This window comes from Parabacteroides chinchillae, assembly GCF_900108035.1.
GTDB lineage: Bacteria > Bacteroidota > Bacteroidia > Bacteroidales > Tannerellaceae > Parabacteroides > Parabacteroides chinchillae.
In genome coordinates this window covers 149,435-169,032 of record NZ_FNVS01000003.1, presented here as the reverse complement: position 1 = coordinate 169,032, position 19,598 = coordinate 149,435, and the positions used below count along the sequence as shown (strand labels likewise).

At 41.1% G+C, this 19,598-nt stretch carries 16 protein-coding genes; 6 read left to right on the top strand and 10 right to left on the bottom strand.

Translation table 11 applies throughout. From position 1 onward, the window contains the following. Positions 1-238 precede the first annotated feature (238 nt). The 3 genes from C4S38_RS03945 to C4S38_RS03935 are packed head-to-tail and all read right to left on the bottom strand — an operon-like array spanning position 239 to position 5,916. The gene (locus C4S38_RS03945) at positions 239-1,600 is read right to left on the bottom strand and encodes an efflux transporter outer membrane subunit (protein WP_103982632.1); all 1,362 of its coding nucleotides are present in this window, start codon (positions 1,598-1,600) and stop codon (positions 239-241) included. A gap of 3 nt (positions 1,601-1,603) precedes the next feature. After that, positions 1,604-4,798 (bottom strand): efflux RND transporter permease subunit, encoded by a 3,195-nt coding sequence (locus tag C4S38_RS03940; protein WP_103982631.1) that lies wholly within the window; start codon positions 4,796-4,798, stop codon positions 1,604-1,606. Positions 4,799-4,809: 11 nt separating this feature from the next. Then, positions 4,810-5,916 carry an efflux RND transporter periplasmic adaptor subunit gene (locus C4S38_RS03935; protein WP_103982630.1) on the bottom strand — a complete coding sequence of 369 codons (1,107 nt, stop codon included), beginning with the start codon at positions 5,914-5,916 and terminating at the stop codon, positions 4,810-4,812. Positions 5,917-6,193: 277 nt separating this feature from the next. Between C4S38_RS03935 and C4S38_RS03930 the strand changes: the two genes are divergently transcribed. Further along, positions 6,194-7,039: a DUF134 domain-containing protein gene (locus tag C4S38_RS03930; RefSeq protein WP_103982629.1), complete on the top strand. Its 846-nt coding sequence runs from the start codon at positions 6,194-6,196 to the stop codon at positions 7,037-7,039. Between the two features lie 425 nt (positions 7,040-7,464). On the opposite strand, the gene ilvC is transcribed toward C4S38_RS03930, so the two are convergent. The 5 genes from ilvC to ilvD are packed head-to-tail and all read right to left on the bottom strand — an operon-like array spanning position 7,465 to position 13,411. Continuing rightward, a complete protein-coding gene (gene ilvC / locus C4S38_RS03925) occupies positions 7,465-8,508 on the bottom strand; it encodes a ketol-acid reductoisomerase (protein WP_099464221.1) in 1,044 nt (347 codons plus the stop codon). 39 nt (positions 8,509-8,547) lie between these two features. After that, on the bottom strand, positions 8,548-9,273 hold the full coding sequence (locus C4S38_RS03920) for an acyl-[acyl-carrier-protein] thioesterase (RefSeq protein WP_103982628.1): 726 nt from the start codon (positions 9,271-9,273) through the stop codon (positions 8,548-8,550). A gap of 11 nt (positions 9,274-9,284) precedes the next feature. Beyond that, positions 9,285-9,839 (bottom strand): acetolactate synthase small subunit, encoded by a 555-nt coding sequence (gene ilvN / locus C4S38_RS03915; protein WP_099464223.1) that lies wholly within the window; start codon positions 9,837-9,839, stop codon positions 9,285-9,287. Between the two features lie 12 nt (positions 9,840-9,851). Continuing rightward, positions 9,852-11,552 (bottom strand): biosynthetic-type acetolactate synthase large subunit, encoded by a 1,701-nt coding sequence (gene ilvB / locus C4S38_RS03910; protein WP_099464224.1) that lies wholly within the window; start codon positions 11,550-11,552, stop codon positions 9,852-9,854. A gap of 23 nt (positions 11,553-11,575) precedes the next feature. Continuing rightward, a complete protein-coding gene (ilvD, locus tag C4S38_RS03905) occupies positions 11,576-13,411 on the bottom strand; it encodes a dihydroxy-acid dehydratase (RefSeq protein WP_103982627.1) in 1,836 nt (611 codons plus the stop codon). A 409-nt stretch (positions 13,412-13,820) separates the two neighbouring features. Here ilvD and C4S38_RS03900 point away from each other — a divergent pair, with 409 nt between their 5' ends. From C4S38_RS03900 to aroC, 3 genes are all read left to right on the top strand, one after another. Next, positions 13,821-15,002 carry a MalY/PatB family protein gene (locus tag C4S38_RS03900; RefSeq protein ID WP_103982626.1) on the top strand — a complete coding sequence of 394 codons (1,182 nt, stop codon included), beginning with the start codon at positions 13,821-13,823 and terminating at the stop codon, positions 15,000-15,002. A 305-nt stretch (positions 15,003-15,307) separates the two neighbouring features. After that, the gene (locus C4S38_RS03895) at positions 15,308-15,883 is read left to right on the top strand and encodes an FKBP-type peptidyl-prolyl cis-trans isomerase (protein ID WP_103982625.1); all 576 of its coding nucleotides are present in this window, start codon (positions 15,308-15,310) and stop codon (positions 15,881-15,883) included. Between the two features lie 97 nt (positions 15,884-15,980). After that, positions 15,981-17,057: a chorismate synthase gene (gene aroC / locus C4S38_RS03890; RefSeq protein WP_103982624.1), complete on the top strand. Its 1,077-nt coding sequence runs from the start codon at positions 15,981-15,983 to the stop codon at positions 17,055-17,057. Positions 17,058-17,166: 109 nt separating this feature from the next. Here the strand turns inward: aroC and rlmH are convergent, their stop codons facing one another. Beyond that, complete coding sequence (rlmH, locus tag C4S38_RS03885; protein ID WP_103982623.1) at positions 17,167-17,640, bottom strand: 23S rRNA (pseudouridine(1915)-N(3))-methyltransferase RlmH; 474 nt, start codon at positions 17,638-17,640, stop codon at positions 17,167-17,169. 88 nt (positions 17,641-17,728) lie between these two features. On the opposite strand from rlmH, the gene C4S38_RS03880 reads away from it, so the two are divergent. Together C4S38_RS03880 and nadC are read left to right on the top strand one after the other, a co-directional pair. Continuing rightward, the gene (locus tag C4S38_RS03880; protein WP_099464229.1) at positions 17,729-18,100 is read left to right on the top strand and encodes a DUF4783 domain-containing protein; all 372 of its coding nucleotides are present in this window, start codon (positions 17,729-17,731) and stop codon (positions 18,098-18,100) included. Between the two features lie 5 nt (positions 18,101-18,105). After that, positions 18,106-18,945, top strand: a complete 840-nt coding sequence (nadC, locus tag C4S38_RS03875; RefSeq protein WP_103982622.1) for a carboxylating nicotinate-nucleotide diphosphorylase — start codon at positions 18,106-18,108, stop codon at positions 18,943-18,945. A gap of 72 nt (positions 18,946-19,017) precedes the next feature. Here nadC and C4S38_RS03870 read toward each other — a convergent pair whose 3' ends face one another. Next, positions 19,018-19,593, bottom strand: coding sequence for an acyltransferase (locus C4S38_RS03870; protein WP_099464231.1), 576 nt, complete (start codon positions 19,591-19,593; stop codon positions 19,018-19,020). Positions 19,594-19,598 lie beyond the last annotated feature (5 nt).

Below are 19,598 nucleotides of genomic sequence, written 5' to 3'. Positions count from 1 at the left end.
TCTTATTTATAAAATCAAATCTCGTTGCAATAATAATAAAATTATTTAAAGTAAACACTGTAAATTCATAATTAACCGATAATAGTTCTTCATGGACTAGCAATCGATGGAGAGGGTATGAGAAAAAAGAGCCTGCTTCATCAGGAACTGAAATTTCCTTTTTGAAACAAGCTCAAAAATAACAGAAAAGGTTTGGCTAAAATAATTTAAATTTAGATATATGGATTTAAATGCTTCCTTATTCTCTACCTCCTCCCAAAGCATGATAAAGATTTATTATACTTTGAATCTTGGTAAAATGATTGGCTGTTTGTGATAATTGTGCATTTAATAGTGATTGACGGGCTGTCAGCACTTCCAGATAGGTGGTCGTACCATGCTCCATTAATAAAGAGGTACTTTCCAGCGCTTTTTGTAAAGAAAGAACTTGCTTTTCAAACAAATCCATTTTTGCTTTACTGGTCTGGCAAGCAACTAGAGCATCATTGACTTCACTACCTGCATTCAGGAGAGTTTGCAAAAACATTTGGTTTGCTTCTTCCTGTTGTGCTTTGGCTATACGGTATTGAGCCATTATCTGTCCTCTATTAAATAAGGGTTGTGTAAGAGAGCCAACTGCTGATGCCAGAAATTTACCAGGATTGACAATCATACTTCCTGCCGAATTAGTCCATCCGGCACTTCCGTTTAATACAATAGATGGATAAAAAGCCGAACGCGCCTGATTGGTTGCGTAAAAAGCCTGTTCCATCGAACGCTCAGCCGAACGAACATCAGGGCGGTTTGACAACATTTGCATAGGAACTCCGACTGCTACGTCTTCTGGAAATTGCTGATCTGCCAATTTACCACGTTCGTAACGACGTGGAGTTTCAGCAAGCAATAATGCAAGGCTATTCTCCACCTGATTGATTTGTTCTTTCAAATCAAGTATGGAAGTTTGTACACTATAATAAGCAGCTTCCATTTGAGATGTGGAAGCCTCATTTGCCAAACCGGCTTCCATTAATGCACGAGTAGAAGCTACTGTTTCTTTCCAGGATTCTTCTGTTTGTTCTGAGATAATTAATTGTTCATCCAGCATCAATAGCGTATAATATACATTTGCTATTCCGGCTATCAATTGAGTACGTACGGCTTGCTGATAATCTTTACTTTGGGCATATAACGCTTTAGCTTGTTGCTTTGCATTACGCATACGCCCAAAAATATCTAGCTCCCAACTGGCTGTAACAGGCAATGTGTAGGTCTTAGTCGTTTTACTACCGTCAAAACTGCTTAATGTTCCTTGGGGTGCAAGAGCAAACGAAGGCAAAAAAGCGAGTTTTGCCGACATCAATGCCGCTTCCGCCTCTTCAATCCGTAATTGAGCAGACAAGAGGTCTGTATTATTTTGCAGGCCTTGCTCGATAAGAGTTTGCAATTGCGGATCTGTAAAAAGCTCTTTCCAGTTCATATTACCGAAGTTTGTCGTATCATCAGTAATTACCTCTTCTCCGTATAAATTATCCGGAGTCGTTGTAACCGGCTTATATTTGGTATATATGCCGCAACTGCTCAGCAGGGCAATTGCGGCTGTTAACAAGATTATTCTCTTCATATCTTAATTATTTTCATTGTTTAAACCACTACGTTCGGTTTGGCTTTTTTGCTTTTCCAACGCAACTTGGATATCGGCTTCTACTTCCATCGGCGGACGGATTTTTTCTTGCATATATTCAAAAATTATGTAGAACACCGGTACAACGAACAATAATGCCAATGTCCCAATAGCCATACCTCCGATAACACCTGTACCCAACGAACTATTACCATTGGCTCCGGCTCCGGTAGAAAACATCAACGGAAGCATACCGAAGATCATTGTAAGCACAGTCATCAAAATCGGACGCAAACGAGCTTGAGCTGCCGAATATGCAGATTCTATTATTCCCATTCCTTGACGACGACGCTCAACAGCAAACTCTGTAATCAAAATCGCAGTCTTGGCTAAAAGACCTATCAACATGATTACACCTGTCTGCAAATAGATGTTGTTTTCTAATCCGAATAATTTAGCAAACAGGAATGACCCCATCAAACCAAACGGCACAGAAAGAATGACAGCCCACGGAACCAAGAAACTTTCGTATAGGCAAGCCAGAATCAAATAAATGAGCAGGATGCAGACTGCATAAATAAAGAGCGTTTGTGAACCTCCGCTACTAGCTTCTTCACGCGCCATACCACCATATTCGTAACCGTAACCCGTAGGTAACATTTGTGAAGCTACTTCCTCAATAGCTTTCTGTACTTCACCTGTAGAATATCCTGGTACCGGATTCACATTGACAGTAATACAGCTAAAAAGGTTAAAACGGTTGGCTACTTCGGGACCAAGTACTCTTTTTAGAGTTACAAACTGACTTATAGGAGCCATTTCCGTACCATTTCGTACGAACATATTATTTAGGGCCTGTTCATCAAGGCGGTATTCCGGTGAAGCTTGCGACATCACTCGATATACTTTCCCAAACTGATTATAGTTGGAAATGTATGATCCACCACAATAACTGCCCAATACATCAAGTACTGCCGAAGGCGAGATGCCTGCACGTTTACATTTGGCAGCATCCACATCTACTGCTATCTGAGGAAAATTCATGGCATACGACGTATAAGCCATTGCTATTTCAGGGCGTTGGTTTAAGGCTCCGATATACTGCATGGCATTCTTGTAGAACGTACTCATGTCCCCACCCGTACGATCTTGCAAATTCAGCTCAATAGAGTTACCTAAACCGTATCCTGGTATCATACCCGGCTGGAAACAGAATATCTGTGCTTCTTTAATTTGAGCGAATTGTGCATTCAAACGTGCTACTACCGCATCGGAAACATGTTCACTGCCTTTACGTTCATTCCAATTCTTCAAACGAATGATAGCCATACCGTAAGAAGTTCCCTGCCCTGCCAAAAAACCATAACCAGCTACACGGGAGTAGTGTTCAATTTCCGGTGTGTTTTTTAAAATATTTTCTACTTTATCCAATACTTTCGTTGTTTCTTCCAACGTACTACCCGGGGCAATAGCGACATTAGCCATGATAGTTCCCTGATCTTCCTGTGGAACAAGACCTGTTTTTGTATTGCTGATCAGCCATCCCAATAAAATGACGGATGCAATCATTCCTGCCCACACCATCCAACGGTGATGAATAAAAAACATAACACCTTTTTTATATTTACCCAACACGGCATTGAACGAGGCATTATAAGCAGCACGTACCCGTCCGTTAATACTTTTAGCACTTTTATTACCATCGCTGGGACGCATCATCATGGCACAAAGAGCCGGACAAAGTGTCAACGCACAAATCATGGAAAGTCCCACAGACGTGGCCATTGTTACACCGAACTGCGTATAGAAGATACCTGAAGTTCCCCCCATAAAAGTTACAGGTACGAACACTGCCATAAATACGCACGTACAGGAAATAATAGCCATCGTTACATCTCCCATCGCGTCTTTTGTCGCCTGATAGGGCGATGTATAGCCTGCATCGAATTTTGCTTGCACAGCTTCCACCACCACAATGGCGTCATCCACCACCGTACCGATAGCAAGCACCAAGGCAAATAAAGTTAATATATTGATGGTAAATCCGGCTGCTGTCAGACAGGCAAATGTTCCTATTAATGAAACAATGATCGAAATAGAAGGGATAAATGTACTTTTAAAGTCCTGAAGGAAGAAATATACCACAAGGATTACAAGTATGATCGCTACAATCAATGTTTCTACTACATTATAAATAGAGGCAAAAAGGAAGTCGTTAGAACTCATCATTGTAATAAATTCCATACCGGCAGGCAATTCTTCTTCCATCTTTTTTAATTCTGCAGAGATACGTTCATTTACTTCTGTAGCATTGGATCCTGCAACTTGGTAAATCATAAATGTAACGGCAGGCTTACCGTCCATTTGGCTATCGAAACCATAGCTTAATGTCCCTAGTTCTACCTTAGCAACATCTTTAAGACGTAATACAGAACCATCTTCTTGAGCACGTACAACGATATTCTGGAATTCTTCCACACTTTTCAGACGTCCACGATATTTCATAGTGTATTGGAACACATTTTTCGAATTCTCGCCTAACGAACCGGTTGGAGCCTCAATATTCTGCTCTCCCAACACGGCAGTCACATCTGAAGGTATCAAGCCGTATTGGGCCATACGTTCAGGATTCAACCAGATACGCATACTGTAAGTATCGCCTAGCTCCATAACATCACCTACACCTTCAATACGTTTGATACGAGGAATAACGTTGATGTCTAGATAATTTCCAAGAAATGTTTTATCATAGCGCCCGTCAGGACTTACAAGAGCATCGATTTGCAAAAAGCTGGTTTGCCGTTTTTGTGTGCTGACACCTATACGAGTTACCTCCGCCGGTAATAAACCTTGCGCTTTTGTTACACGATTCTGCACATTGACCGCCGCCATGTCAGGATCTGTTCCCTGTTTGAAATATACTTCAATAGTTGCCGAACCTGCATTAGTAGAAGTAGAAGTCATGTACATCATATTTTCTACACCATTGATACTTTCTTCCAATGGCATGATGACACTATTCATCACCGCATCGGCATCTGCTCCGGTATAACTTGCCGATACATGGACTGTAGGCGGAGCAATATCCGGATATTGTTCGACAGGTAAAGTGAAGAGAGAGATCAATCCAATCGCCAAGATAAGAATAGAGATGGAAATGGCCATAACAGGCCGTTTGATAAATATGTTTCCTTTCATACTTCGATTCTTTATTTAACTTGTGTTCCTTCACGAACCAACCCGGCTCCTTCGGATATAATTTCTTCACCGACTTTCAGTCCGTCAAGTACAATATATTCACGACCGTCATTGATTTCGGCAACGGTAATTAATGTGGAAACAGCTTTACCGTCCACTACTTTATAAACAATAGTTTTATCTTGCAAACGCACTGTTGCGCCTTGCGGAATAATGATACAGTCATCATAAGCCTGTGGAATAAGTACATTGCCGGAAGCTCCACTATGAAGCAAACGGAATTCGTTTGGAAATACAGCACGTACGCCAACCGTACCAGTCTGCCGATCTATTACTCCACTGATAGATTCGATTTTTCCTTTCTGCTCATAAATAGACTGGTCGTTCAGTTTCAATGTGACTTCCGGCATATTAGCCAAAGCGTCATCCATACTTTTATATTGACGGCTCATTGCTAAAAGCTGATTTTCAGTCATAGAAAAATATACATACATGTTTGAATTATCGGAAACTGTAGTCAACGGTTGGGGAATACTAGCACTGACCAATGCTCCAACACGATAAGGCAACATACCGATAACTCCGTCACTCGGACTTTTAACTTCAGTATAGGAAAGATTATTACGAGCATTTAACTCCTGTGCCTCCGCCTGTGCTAATTGAGCTTTTGCTGTTAGAAAATTATTTTGGCTTGTTTTCAAATTAAATTCGGAAACAACCTTTTGGGCAAAGAGTTCTTTTGTGCTGTTATAATTCAATTCGGCTGTGTTCAAAGCCGCTTTTGCAACCTCTACATTTGCTTGAGCTGTTTTCAGAGCTGCTTTATAAGGAATTTGATCTATGACAAAAAGCAACTGCCCTTTTCGCACTGCCTGCCCTTCTGTTACACAGAGTCGTTCTATAGTACCCGATACTTGCGGATAAATATCTATATCTTGACGACCACGAATTGTAGCAGAATAGGGTGTAGTCAACTCTTTATCTGCGGTAGAGACTTTCATCGTTGCGTAAGACGCTTTCATCTGCGCATCCGGAGCATGTTTACAGGATGCCATCCACACTATTGTACAACTAACGATAGCCATCAGTTGTATTCCTTTCATATTTGCTTTTACCATATATTGAATATTAAATTGAGTGCAAAAGTAAGAAATAAAAATCGAATCTTGTTTGTATGAATCTCTAGAGAATTATTCTAATTTTATAGTTACTAAGTGTTTTAAGAAACATAGGCCACCAATCAATATCTATCCTTGCCCGAATATCAAGAACCTGTACAGTCCAGTTATTTACAGATCAAATATAACTCAAACAGATTTATGAAAAGTACTTTGTTGTTGTTTTTATTTTGAACATTTGTTCATTATCTTTGCGATTGTAAATAGTAAATATACAATGTCACCACGTCCAAAGAACATACGCAAAATCAACAATACGCCTTCTGTTGCAGGATTTAAGCCGATAGCTTTCAACAGTTGTTGTAAAGAGACTATACTCTTGCATTTCGAAGAATATGAAGCTATAAGATTATGTGATTATGAAATGAAAAACCAACAAGAGGCTTCCGTCTCAATGGGGGTATCACGTCCGACCCTTAGTCGGATATATACCAGTGCTAGGCAAAAGATTGCCAAAGCATTGGTTCGTGGTGTTGCTATAATGATAAAAGGCGGAGTAGTGTACACAGATAGTGAATGGTTCCGTTGTGGAGTATGCGGTTTTTTATTTAATAATATCGATCCTGCACTTAAAATCCGCAAAATAAAATGTCCTGTATGTCACTCTGATGACACAAACATAAGTAATATTAACATTAATAAAAATGAGATTATGATGAAAATTGCAATTCCGACCAAAGGCAATGTGGTTGATAACCATTTCGGTCACTGTGAGTATTACACAATTTTGACAGTAGGGCAAGACAATCAAATTCTAAGCAGTGAGACTATTCCTTCTCCGCAAGGATGTGGATGTAAATCCAATATCGCAGAAGAATTGGAAAACATGGGTGTAAGTGTAATGCTGGCAGGGAATATGGGACAAGGAGCTTTGAACGTCCTTACATCTCACCATATAAAAGTAATGAGAGGTTGTTCCGGAAATATTCTGGATGTTGCCACTGACTATCTGCGCGGGAAAATTACAGATTCCGGCATAGGCTGTTCGTCCCATGAACATCACCATGAATGCCATGCTTCTCTTTCATTGCAATCAATTGCACCGAAAGATAAGAAAGAATAAACCCTGGCAAGATTCAACCAAGTAAATGGATTGGAGATTTGTACGCGTTTCAGGCTTCCGGTTACAGGTACGGTTAATTGATTTGATTTCATAATGCGATGACTTTGGCTAATGCATATATGAGGATTATTTTTGAATTATGACATTTCATAGTTATGACTTTTTTTAGTCATAACTATGATCCGTTAAAATCATAACTATGATTTTTATAAGTAATTATCCAACCAACTTCACTGATAAACAGGGATAAGTTACTGTCAAATCATACTTAAAAAAAGTATTCAATAAATTCAAAACAGTTTCTTATAACCAGATGTGTTTACCTAATATTTTCCCTCATGGACTAAATATTTTTATTTTTGGAGATAATAAAAAAGGCGGAGAATGCTCTCTGCCTTTTTTATCACCATAAATTCTGAATATAATTAATTATTTTCCGGACGCAATTTACGTACTACAGCACCTGCACGCCACATTTCGCTTTCACGAAGAGCTTTCAATTCTTTTTCCAAACCTTCGCGATAATCAGGTTTGCTGTTTGTATCAATAGAGCGCTGGGCTTCGTTGCCACAGGCAACTTCGCTATATAGCTTTTCAAATACAGGTTTTGTTGCATCATGGAACGGCCCCATCCAATCCAAAGCACCACGCTGGGCTGTAGTTGAACAGTTTGCATACATCCAGTCCATACCGTTTTCAGCAAACAAAGGCATCAATGATTGAGTCAATTCTTCAACAGTTTCATTGAACGCTTCAGAAGGTTCATGTCCATGTTCACGCAACGTTTCGTACTGAGCCAGCAGCAAACCTTGAATAGCTCCCATCAAAGTACCGCGTTCACCTGTCAGATCGGAGTATACTTCTTTCTTGAATGTCGTTTCAAACAAATAACCAGAACCAACACCGATACCCAAAGCCACAACACGGTCGAAAGCACGACCTGTAGCATCTTGGAAGATAGCATAACTTGAGTTCAACCCACGTCCCTGAAGAAACATACGGCGAAGGGAAGTTCCCGAACCTTTCGGAGCAACCAGAATTACGTCTACGTCTGCAGGAGGTATAATATTAGTACGCTCTTTGTACGTAATAGCGAAACCATGAGAAAAGTACAATGCTTTCCCCGGAGTCAGGTATTTCTTTATACGTGGCCATACTTCAATCTGTGCTGCATCTGAAAGAAGAACCTGAATAATTGTAGCTTTTGCACAAGCTTCTTCTATGTCGAACAGTGTTTCTCCCGGTACCCAACCGTCAGCTACTGCCTTATCATAAGTCTTACCTTTGCGCTGTCCAACGATAACATTAAATCCGTTATCACGTAAGTTCAAACTCTGCCCTGGTCCCTGAACACCATAACCAATTACTGCGATAACTTCATCTTTCAACACTTCTCTTGCCTTTTCCAACGGAAATTCTTCGCGGGTAACAACATTTTCGTCTACACCGCCAAAATTCATTACTGCCATTTTCTTTTACTATTAAAATATAATGTATTAATAAAAATTCTATTTCCAGGTAACCGCCGCACGACAAATAGCCTTGCCTTCATGGCATATAGCCATATCATACTTACCAGGGATTGTTTCAATAGAATGCAATCCCAGCATCATACCGTATTTGCCTTCTGCCTGATAAGCTATTTCAAAACGGTTTACCTCTTTTTCGCGGAACATATTAATGTCAAACAGGTCTAGTAAATGTTCCATATATTTAATGCTATTCAAATGTCCGTTTATATCCAGGTCGCTATACTTCACCATGTAAGGGACACCTTCTGTTTTATTCTCTACCGGGAGAATCTTTCCAGGCTTTTCTATTGGACAAATACGATCGGATATATATATGCTCAACCCTTCCACATCCAACAAAGTAGGACGACGCGATTCCAAATCGATAGCCGCCCAGATAGAACGGGCAAAACCAAATGTTTTTCCTTCACCATCCGCCAGCTCAAAGCAACGGCTGGTAAAGAGTCGGCCTACCTCATCCACCCAAGTATAAACCGTTATAGATTGGGCATTTTTCGGATATTCAGTCACTTCAAGAGCCAAACGGGACAGAACCCAGGCAGTATGCCTCTCCGTCATATCGTCATACCCGAAACCACGTCCTGCCGCATGTGCCGAAGCTGCATGAATCAAGTAATTACCTATCATTGGAATCGTAACACGACCTCTAAAATCCATTTGGTACGACTCGGCATCAAAATGAAATACTCCTACTTTCTCCATATCTACCTTTATTACTGTTGTCTTCCTTGCAATTTACGTTCCATATCTGCCAACATATCACTCAAGCGTTCGACTTTACTTTTCGTGATAGCCACGCGCCCGGAACGAATAAACTGCAAAACGCCGATAGACCCGCTAAGTTCTTCAAACAAAGCCTGTGTCTCATCATAATGACCACTCTTTTCCAATACAACGCAATCTTCGTTCATTTCCAAAATACGGGCATTATACTTACGAATCAGGTCTTCCACCGTTCCCATCTTGATAAAAAGCTCGGTACTCAACTTATAGAGAGCTATTTCCTGATATACCAGATCTTCATCCGTATTATAGTAAGCTTTCAGAATATCAACACGCTTGTCAATCTGTTTTACAACCTTGTCAATCATATCCTCATCGGCAAAAGTCGTAATTGTGAACTTATGGATACCGGCAATAGCTGAAGGCGAAACTGAAAGTGTCTCTATATTCAGCTGCCGGCGCGTAAAGATAATCGTAATCTGGTTCAAAAGGCCAACGGTATTCTCCGAAAAGATGATAACGGTATATAATTTCTTTATATTCATAACTGTTCTTCCTTACTTATCTCCTAAAATCATGTTCGTAACACTTCCCCCGGCCGGAACCATCGGATAGACCATACCACAGGTTTCCACATTGGCAACCAATACATAAGCACCGTCATGATTCAGCATTTCGGCAATCGCGTCATCCAGTTCTTCACGTTTATCAACAGCACGGCTGGCTATTCCATAAGCTTTAGCAATCCCAACAAAATCCGGATTCTTCATTATCGTATTTGAATAACGTTCGTGGAAGAATAATTCCTGCCACTGGCGCACCATACCTAAGAAATCATTATTAAGAACAATAACTTTCACATTCAGATTTTCCTGCATGATAGTCCCCAGCTCCTGAATCGTCATCTGGATGCCGCCATCACCGGTAAAAAAACAAACCGTACGTTCAGGAGCGCCCAGTTTCGCACCAATCGCTGCAGGAAGACCATAGCCCATTGTTCCCAAACCACCAGATGTTACTACACTGCGGGTTTGTTTATATTTGAAATAGCGCACACCCATCATCTGATTTTGGCCTACGTCTGTAACCAACACAGCATCATTGCCCGTTGCTTCAGATACTTTACGGACTACTTCACCCATCTTCAGTTTGCCTTCGGAAGGATAAAGTTCCTTGCCGATCACTTTTTCGTATTCTTCCTTTTCATCCGGTTCAAATTCGGCATTCCATTCAGGACGTTTACGTTCTTCCAATAAGGCGGTAATCATCGGTATAGAATGTTTAGCATTACCCAGCACTTTTACGTCTACAGGAACATTCTTTCCTATTTCCGAATTATCGATATCCAGATGAATTATTTTTGCCTGTTTAGCATAAGTTTTCAAATCCCCGGTTACACGGTCGTCAAAACGCATACCGATAGCAATTAACACATCGCATTCGTTCGTTTTACGGTTCGGACCCACATTTCCATGCATGCCAAGCATTCCTTTATTTAAAGAAAAGTCAGAAGGCAAAGCCGACAAGCCAAGAACTGTTGAACCTGCCGGTATATCATTCTTTAACAGGAATGTTTTCAATTCTTCTTCCGCGCCACCCAACACAACGCCCTGTCCTACCAAACAAAATGGTTTTTCAGCATTATTGATAAGGCTCGCTGCTTCTTCAATCCTTTCTTTCTTTATATCTGGTTCCGGTTGGTAGCTACGGATATAATCTACTTTTTTATATTCATATTCCAGTAAACCAACCTGAGCATCCTTTGCTATATCAAGCACAACCGGGCCAGGACGGCCGGTTGATGCAATATAAAATGCACGCGAAACAGCCCAGGCAATTTCTTCGGGTTTACGAACCTGATAAGCCCATTTGGTAATAGGTTGTGCAATACCAATGACATCTACTTCCTGGAAAGCATCCGTTCCCAATAATGGTGATGGTACCTGTCCGGCAATTACTACCATTGGCGTACTATCCATCATCGCATCGGCTATGCCTGTAATAGTATTGGTTGCTCCGGGACCTGAAGTAACCAATGTCACTCCTACTTTACCAGAAACACGGGCATAACCCTGAGCTGCATGCGTAGCGCCTTGCTCATGGCGCACCAGTATATGTCTTAATTTATCTCTGTAATCATATAAACTATCATAAATAGGTATCGCCTGTCCGCCCGGATAACCGAAGATAGTATCTACTCCTTCAGCAATCAGCGCCTTCAGCAAAGCTTCCGAACCGGTTATCTTATGTGTATCCATATTAAATTATATTAGCCTTGTGTTTAATCTTCTATTATACGAACTCCTCCTTTATCCGCCGAGCTTACCATCTTAGCATAAGCCTTCAGCGCTTTCGAGACGACTCGCTGACGGTGAGGAGCAGTAAATGCTCTCGCTCCACGGGCTTCTTCCGCTTTACGACGTTCGGCCAATTCGGCATCGCTCACCTTTACATTAATAATACGTTCGGGTATATTTATTTCTATAATATCGCCATCCTTTACCAAGCCGATAGCACCTCCGGCAGCAGCCTCGGGAGATACATGTCCGATAGAAAGCCCGGATGTTCCGCCACTAAAACGTCCATCGGTAATCAATGCACATTCTTTACCCAAATGGCGGCTCTTGATATAAGAAGTAGGATAAAGCATCTCCTGCATGCCAGGTCCTCCTTTCGGGCCTTCATGGGTAATGACAACCACATCTCCTGATACAACTTTGCCTCCCAGGATACCCTCGCAAGCAGCATCCTGTGAATCGAATACTTTTGCCGGACCTGAGAACTTCCATATGCTCTCATCCACCCCGGCTGTTTTTACAACACAACCGTCGAGAGCAATGTTACCTTTCAGGACAGCCAAACCGCCGTCTTTCGAATAAGCATGTTCCACATCACGGATACAGCCATTTGCACGGTCGGTATCTAATTCTTTATAATAAGACTCCTGTGAGCCCATTCGAATACTGAACTTATGTGCAGGTGCACTCTTGTATTTCTTTATAGCTTCATCTGTTACACCTGGAGAAGTAATGCCGAAACTATCTACAGCCTCTGCCAATGTTTTACCATCTACACGCTTTACCGTGCCATCCACCAAACCGCCTTCCATCAACTCTTTCATAATAGAAAGAATTCCACCGGCACGATTTACATCCTGCACATGATAGATATGCGTATTCGGAGCGACTTTACATAAACAAGGCGTCTTACGGGAAAGTTTGTCTATATCGTCCATAGTGAAATCAGCTTCTGCCTCTTGAGCAACAGCCAGCAGATGAAGCACCGTATTTGTAGAACCACCCATTGCAATATCCAAAGACATTGCATTAAGGAAAGCCTGGCGGGTAGCTATACTGCGAGGTAAAACGGAGTCATCGCCATCCCGGTAATATTTATAAGCATTTTCGACAATCTGTTTAGCAGCATCTCGGAATAGCTGAATACGATTTGCATGCGTAGCAACAATCGTACCATTGCCTGGAAGAGCCAGACCTATTGCTTCGTTCAGACAGTTCATTGAATTGGCAGTAAACATACCGGAACAGCTTCCGCAAGTCGGGCATGCACTGCGCTCCACTTGTTTAATTCGTTCGTCACTCACAGAAGTATCCGCAGACTCTATCATAGCATCAATCAGGTCGAGATGACGGCCGTCCAGTTTTCCAGCCTCCATCGGACCACCAGACACAAAGATTGCGGGAATATTCAACCGCATGGCTGCCATCAACATTCCCGGAGTGATCTTGTCGCAATTACTTATGCAAACCATAGCATCTGCCTTATGAGCGTTCACCATATATTCAACACTGTCGGCAATAATATCACGTGAAGGAAGCGAATAAAGCATTCCATCATGCCCCATAGCTATACCATCGTCAATAGCAATCGTATTGAATTCGGCAGCAAAACATCCAAGTTTTTCTATTTCCGTTTTCACCAGTTGCCCGATTTCATGCAAATGTACATGCCCCGGTACAAACTGTGTAAATGAATTAACTATTGCAATAATAGGTTTGCCTAATTGTTCTTCTTTCATGCCATTGGCACGCCACAAAGCACGCGCACCTGCCATTCTGCGGCCTTCGGTACTGTATGAACTTCTTAACGGATGCTTCATCATATCTTTTATAAATTAAAAAAGCCCTTCTCTATAAGGAGAAAGGCTTAAGAATATCTTCACGATTTCACAACATCTTACACACCTTTCTCCTTACCTACTAATGACTAGAAGGACCACCACGAGAATAATATGCAATACGTTGTTCATCATCTTTTCTTTTCGTCTTTATTTTACTTGACGCAGCAAATGTAGAACAATAATCGGAATCAACAAAGGATTTAAAAGAAAATTCTTTCTTTTTCTTTCATTTATCAACGAAAAAATATGTTACACTTGCACTTTAACACGCCATAAAGACTTTTCCAATAGATTTAAAAGCAATCATTTCATATATCATAGATATCTATATTATAAAGATTTGTATCTTTGACGGCAACACAGACAAGAAACAGACATTTTATAGAATATGAAACAGTACAACTTTGATGAAGTAATCGAACGTCGCGGCACAAATTGTATAAAACATGATTTACTAAAAGAACGGTTCGGCGATGAAAAGTTAATACCTCTTTGGGTAGCAGATATGGATTTCCGCACACCCGATTTCATTGTCGAGGCCATAAAAAAACGCTGTGAACATGAGGTATTCGGTTATACATACGGCTCGGACGAATATTATGAAAGTATCATTAACTGGGTACATTACAAACACAACTGGAAAATACAAAAAGAATGGATCAGTTATATTCCCGGCATAGTAAAAGGCATCAGTTTTGCACTTCAATGCTTTACCCGTCCGGGGGATAAAATCATAATCCAGCCTCCGGTATATCATCCGTTCCGCATCGTTCCGCAAAGTATGAAACGCGAAGTTGTTTACAATCCGTTAAAACTGGTAGAAGGTTCGTATGAAATGGACTTCGAACAACTGGAATCTATTATAGATGAAAAATGCAAGGCATTAATCTTGTGCAACCCACACAACCCGGGTGGTATTGTATGGAAAAAAGAGACATTAGTACAACTTGCCGAAGTATGCGCCAAACATCATATCCTCGTTATCTCCGACGAAATCCATGCAGAAATGGCTTATCCGCAATATAAACACTATCCGTTTGCTACCGTATCCGATAATGCGGCTTTATGTTGCATCACATTTATGGCTCCCAGTAAGACATTCAATATTGCAGGAATCGTAACATCATACGCAATTATCCCCAATGATCGTTTACGCAAAGAGTTTTATGAATTTCTCGAAGCCGGAGAATTCGGAGACGGAACAATATTTGCTTATGAAGCAACAACAGCCGCATATACATATGGTGCTGAATGGTTACAACAAATGCGTATGTATATTATGGAAAACGTCCGTTTTGTAGATGAATTCATCAAAACAAACTTACCCAAGATTAAAATGTACATGCCACAAGCCTCCTTCCTTATTTGGTTAGACTGCCGGGAACTAAAACTTAATCAAGAAGAGCTTGTCGATTTATTCCAAAACAAAGCAGGTCTGGCATTAAACGATGGAAGTATATTCGGTCCGGGAGGCGAAGGACACATGCGTTTGAATATTGGTTGTCCACGCTCTATCTTGGAAACATCATTAAATGCATTAAAGAAAGCACTAAATAAAGAAAAGAAATAAATTACCCTGAATAAGGATTGTATACCTGAAATATACAATCCTTACTTTATTTTGAAAAATCTTGAAAATAATTATATAGTATCATCAAGTACTTCCTCACAATTGCATATTACCTTCATATACAATGTTGCCTATTCTAAAATATAGGCTATTAAAACGGTGCAAAGGTAATTATAATATTCTTAAAAATAGATATATCCGGCAAAGCATCCTCTATTTCTTTGGGAAATACGCCGATAAGTCAGAAATAATCCGTAAATTTGTCAGCTTAATAGTATTTTTACATTATAAAAACGAGATTACATATGAAAATTACGGCAAATAAGTACGTTGCGGTTACTTACGACCTGAACGTAGGCGAAGGTGAAGAGCGCGAACTGATGGAAAAAGCAACAGCCGAAGTTCCTTTGAAGTTCATATTCGGAACAGGCATGATGCTTCCCGCTTTCGAAGATGCCTTGAAAGGACTGGAAGTAGGTGATACCTTCAACTTCTCTATAGCTCCTGCCGATGCATACGGCGAATATGTAGAAGAGCATGTACTGGATCTTCCGAAAAACATTTTCGAGGTGGACGGCAAGTTTGACTCTGAAATGATTAAAGAAGGTAACACAGTCCCAATGATGGATTCCAACGGTAATCGTATGAACGGTTCTGTTCTGGAAGTAAAGGAAGATATCATTGTAATGGATTTTAATCATCCTCTGGCTGGCGAAACCTTACACTTTAGCGGAACAGTACTTGATGTTCACGAACCTTCTGAAGAAGAAGTAGCTGCAATGACAGCTCCTGCAGGCGGATGTAATTGCGGCTGCGATGATTGCGGCAGCGACTGTGGAGACAAAGACCACAACAGCTGCGGTTGCGGTGGTTGCCACTAATAATTATAGAATCGATATTTATTGAATGGTTAATAGTTAATTGGCAACAAACAATTATCTATTAACCATTTTTCATTTAGCAAAAACCCACAAGCTTATGTTCAACACTTTTGGTAATATATACAGGCTAACGTCGTTCGGCGAATCGCACGGCGCAGGTATCGGAGGCGTAATAGACGGCTGCCCTTCCGGCATTGATCTGGATATGGATTTTATCCAGCAGGAATTAAACCGAAGAAAACCAGGACAGTCACGCATCACTACTCCACGCAAAGAAGACGACGAAGTACAATTCTTTTCCGGTATATACGAAGGAAAAACAACCGGGACGCCAATCGGCTTTATTATCTGGAATAAAAATCAACACTCGGCCGATTATGACAACATGAAGTCTTTATACCGTCCCTCTCATGCAGACTACACCTATCAAACCAAATATGGCATCCGTGATCCGCGCGGAGGAGGACGTTCGTCCGCCCGCGAAACAATTGCGCGTTGTGTTGCCGGAGCTATTGCTAAACTGGCCCTACGCCAGCGAGACATCCGGATACAGGCATTTACTTCACAAGTTGGTTCTATAAAGCTGGAAGGTTCTTATCAGGATTACGATCTTAACCTGACAGAAGATAGCGCCGTACGTTGTCCTGATCCGGAAAAAGCAGCCGAGATGGAAGAACTTATAGCAGAGATCAAATCAAAAGGAGACACAGTAGGAGGCGTAATCACGTGTGTAATAACAGGTACTCCTGTAGGATTAGGCGAACCTGTCTTTGGCAAGTTACATGCAGCGTTAGGGCATGCAATGCTAACTATCAATGCTGTAAAAGGATTTGAATATGGAGACGGATTTGATGCTGCACTTTTCAGAGGCTCCGAACGTAACGACCGTTTCTTCAACGATCACGGCCATATAAATACACATACAAATCATTCAGGAGGAATACAAGGGGGCATTTCAAACGGGCAAGACATATACTTCCGCGTTGCATTCAAATCCGTAGCAACCATTTTGATGGAACAGGAAACTGTAACACAGGATTGTGAAGATACAATACTGAAAGCCCGCGGACGCCACGATCCATGCGTACTTCCACGCGCAGTGCCCATCGTCGAATCGATGGCAGCCATTACCTTACTTGATTATATGTTATTGCAAAAAACGCATGAATTTTAGAATTGCCCCGAAGCATTTTATTCATTTCTCCACGAAGAACTAAACAGATCACGGCTGTGATCCGACCAAACCACAGCCGTGAACCGATTAAAAGAACCTGTTCCTTATTCTATTCATGATGATAAGGTTCGTTGTTCAGAATAGTCATCGCCCTGTATATCTGCTCCACAAAGATTAAACGAATCATTTGGTGCGAGAAAGTCATTTTACTCAAAGAAATCTTTTCGGATGCAACCTTGTAAACAGCTTCACTAAAGCCATAAGGGCCACCTATCACGAAGACCAGCCGCTTTGGAACCGCGTGCATTTTTTTCTCTATATAGGAAGAAAACTGCATTGAGGTAAACTCTTTGCCCTTTTCATCAAGCAAAACAAGGTAATCCCCCGACTGAAGTGCTCTTAAAATCAGCTCGCCTTCTTTTTCTTTTTGTTGCGGCTCAGATAGATTCTTTACATTCTTTATATCAGGAATAACTTCCATCTCAAAAGGGATATAGTGTACCAAGCGGTTCTTATATTCATTAATAGCTTCTACAAAATAGCCGGCATCTGTCTTGCCTATCACAACCAATGCAATCTTCATCTGTTTACAATTAACGCATTTAGAGGGGCTAAGTTACGAGAAAAATACATACCTTTGCAGCTGATTATTCACAAAAAAAGGGAAAGCTATGAAACGATTTTTACTTACGCTCGCCTTGATACTCTCTGTATTAAGCATCCAGGCAGCTGATATAACGAATATATCAAATGCTTTCAAAGGAGGAAATGCCTCATCACTATCTGCTTCCATGGATAAAGAAGTAGATATGGCATTGCCCAATTCTACAAAGAAATGCAACAGCAATGAAGCCATTGCACAACTGAACACATTCTTTAGTTCTAACAAACCTTCCGGATTCACGATAGTTCATCATGCCGATAAAAAGGAAAGCGGTTTTTTCGTTGGCAAACTTTCAACAGGAAGCGGCGAATACCGGGTAAATGTGACCTACCGCTCGGAAGAAAACAAAGCGATTATACAATCAATCAGAATAGAATAGAATAAATGGATCAACTAATTGACGACTTAATCAAGCTATCTTTCGCCGAAGACATTGGAGATGGCGATCATACGACATTATGCTGCATTCCTGAAACTGCCATGGGAAAAAGCCAGCTTATCATCAAGGAAGATGGTGTACTTGCCGGTGTGGAAATGGCCAAACGTATCTTTCACTACTTCGATCCTGAATTAAAAATGACTATTTTCATCAACGATGGAGCAGAAGTAAAGAAAGGGGATATAGCATTCACGGTAGAAGGGAAAGTACAATCTCTGTTGCAGACCGAACGCCTGATGCTGAACGTAATGCAACGTATGAGCGGTATAGCAACAACAACCCGTAAATACGTAAAAGTATTAGAAGGCACTAAGACACGCGTACTGGATACCCGTAAAACAACTCCGGGTATGCGTATGATGGAAAAAGAAGCTGTAAAGATCGGAGGAGGCGTAAATCACCGTATCGGATTGTTTGATATGATTCTGCTGAAAGATAATCATGTAGACTTTGCCGGAGGTATCGAACAAGCTATCACCCGTGCACAGAAATACCTAAAAGAAAAAGGCAAAAATCTGAAGATAGAAATTGAAGTGCGTAACTTCGATGAGCTGGAACAAGCCATGAAAGTGGGTGGAATAGACAGAATTATGCTTGACAACTTCAATATAGAGAATACAAAGGAAGCTGTACGCCGCGTAGCAGGTCGCTATGAATTGGAATCTTCCGGCGGTATCACATTCGACACCTTACGCGACTATGCAGAATGTGGTGTTGACTATATCTCTGTCGGCGCTCTTACCCACTCTGTAAAAAGTCTGGACATGAGCTTGAAGGCTTGCTAAAAGATATACCTAGATAACTAATGGCGCAAAGTTATATATGGCTTTTGCGCCATTATTGTATAACCTGCTTTATTATTTTATCCGTTTTACTTCATTATCCAGAAGTTGATATTCTTGTCCGCTCTCAGGACAAGTTGCATAGCCAGCCTTATCAAAAGAAAGTTGATGGCCATATTCGCTTACCCAACCTACCTGCCTGGAAGGATTACCTACAACCAATGCATAAGGAAGAATATCCTTCGTCACCACACTTCCTGCCCCAATCAAAGCATAAGCGCCAATAACATGTCCGCAAACGATTGTTGCATTGGCTCCTATTGTTGCACCTTTGCCAACATACGTTTTCTTATATTGATCTTTACGGCAAACGGCACTACGTGGGTTCGTAACATTTGTAAACACGCAGCTAGGGCCAAGAAACACATCATCATCGCATACAACTCCGGTATAAACAGAGACATTGTTCTGCACCTTTACATTATTGCCTAATACAACATCCGGTGAAACAACCACATTCTGTCCGATATTACAATTCTTTCCAATCTTGCATCCCGCCATCAGATGGGAGAAATGCCAAATATATGTACCGTCGCCTATAACACATCCCGGGTCAATTACAGCAGTTTCGTGAGCTTGATATGCAGCCATACGCA

What these genes read in the sequence shown, in the direction of transcription:
- C4S38_RS03945 (WP_103982632.1), bottom strand. Translation starts at nt 1,600, where the DNA reads ATGAAGAGAATAATCTTGTTAACAGCCGCAATTGCCCTGCTGAGCAGT.
- C4S38_RS03940 (WP_103982631.1), bottom strand. Translation starts at nt 4,798, where the DNA reads ATGAAAGGAAACATATTTATCAAACGGCCTGTTATGGCCATTTCCATC.
- C4S38_RS03935 (WP_103982630.1), bottom strand. Translation starts at nt 5,916, where the DNA reads ATGGTAAAAGCAAATATGAAAGGAATACAACTGATGGCTATCGTTAGT.
- C4S38_RS03930 (WP_103982629.1), top strand. Translation starts at nt 6,194, where the DNA reads ATGTCACCACGTCCAAAGAACATACGCAAAATCAACAATACGCCTTCT.
- ilvC (WP_099464221.1), bottom strand. Translation starts at nt 8,508, where the DNA reads ATGGCAGTAATGAATTTTGGCGGTGTAGACGAAAATGTTGTTACCCGC.
- C4S38_RS03920 (WP_103982628.1), bottom strand. Translation starts at nt 9,273, where the DNA reads ATGGAGAAAGTAGGAGTATTTCATTTTGATGCCGAGTCGTACCAAATG.
- ilvN (WP_099464223.1), bottom strand. Translation starts at nt 9,839, where the DNA reads ATGAATATAAAGAAATTATATACCGTTATCATCTTTTCGGAGAATACC.
- ilvB (WP_099464224.1), bottom strand. Translation starts at nt 11,552, where the DNA reads ATGGATACACATAAGATAACCGGTTCGGAAGCTTTGCTGAAGGCGCTG.
- ilvD (WP_103982627.1), bottom strand. Translation starts at nt 13,411, where the DNA reads ATGAAGCATCCGTTAAGAAGTTCATACAGTACCGAAGGCCGCAGAATG.
- C4S38_RS03900 (WP_103982626.1), top strand. Translation starts at nt 13,821, where the DNA reads ATGAAACAGTACAACTTTGATGAAGTAATCGAACGTCGCGGCACAAAT.
- C4S38_RS03895 (WP_103982625.1), top strand. Translation starts at nt 15,308, where the DNA reads ATGAAAATTACGGCAAATAAGTACGTTGCGGTTACTTACGACCTGAAC.
- aroC (WP_103982624.1), top strand. Translation starts at nt 15,981, where the DNA reads ATGTTCAACACTTTTGGTAATATATACAGGCTAACGTCGTTCGGCGAA.
- rlmH (WP_103982623.1), bottom strand. Translation starts at nt 17,640, where the DNA reads ATGAAGATTGCATTGGTTGTGATAGGCAAGACAGATGCCGGCTATTTT.
- C4S38_RS03880 (WP_099464229.1), top strand. Translation starts at nt 17,729, where the DNA reads ATGAAACGATTTTTACTTACGCTCGCCTTGATACTCTCTGTATTAAGC.
- nadC (WP_103982622.1), top strand. Translation starts at nt 18,106, where the DNA reads ATGGATCAACTAATTGACGACTTAATCAAGCTATCTTTCGCCGAAGAC.
- C4S38_RS03870 (WP_099464231.1), bottom strand. Translation starts at nt 19,593, where the DNA reads ATGGCTGCATATCAAGCTCACGAAACTGCTGTAATTGACCCGGGATGT.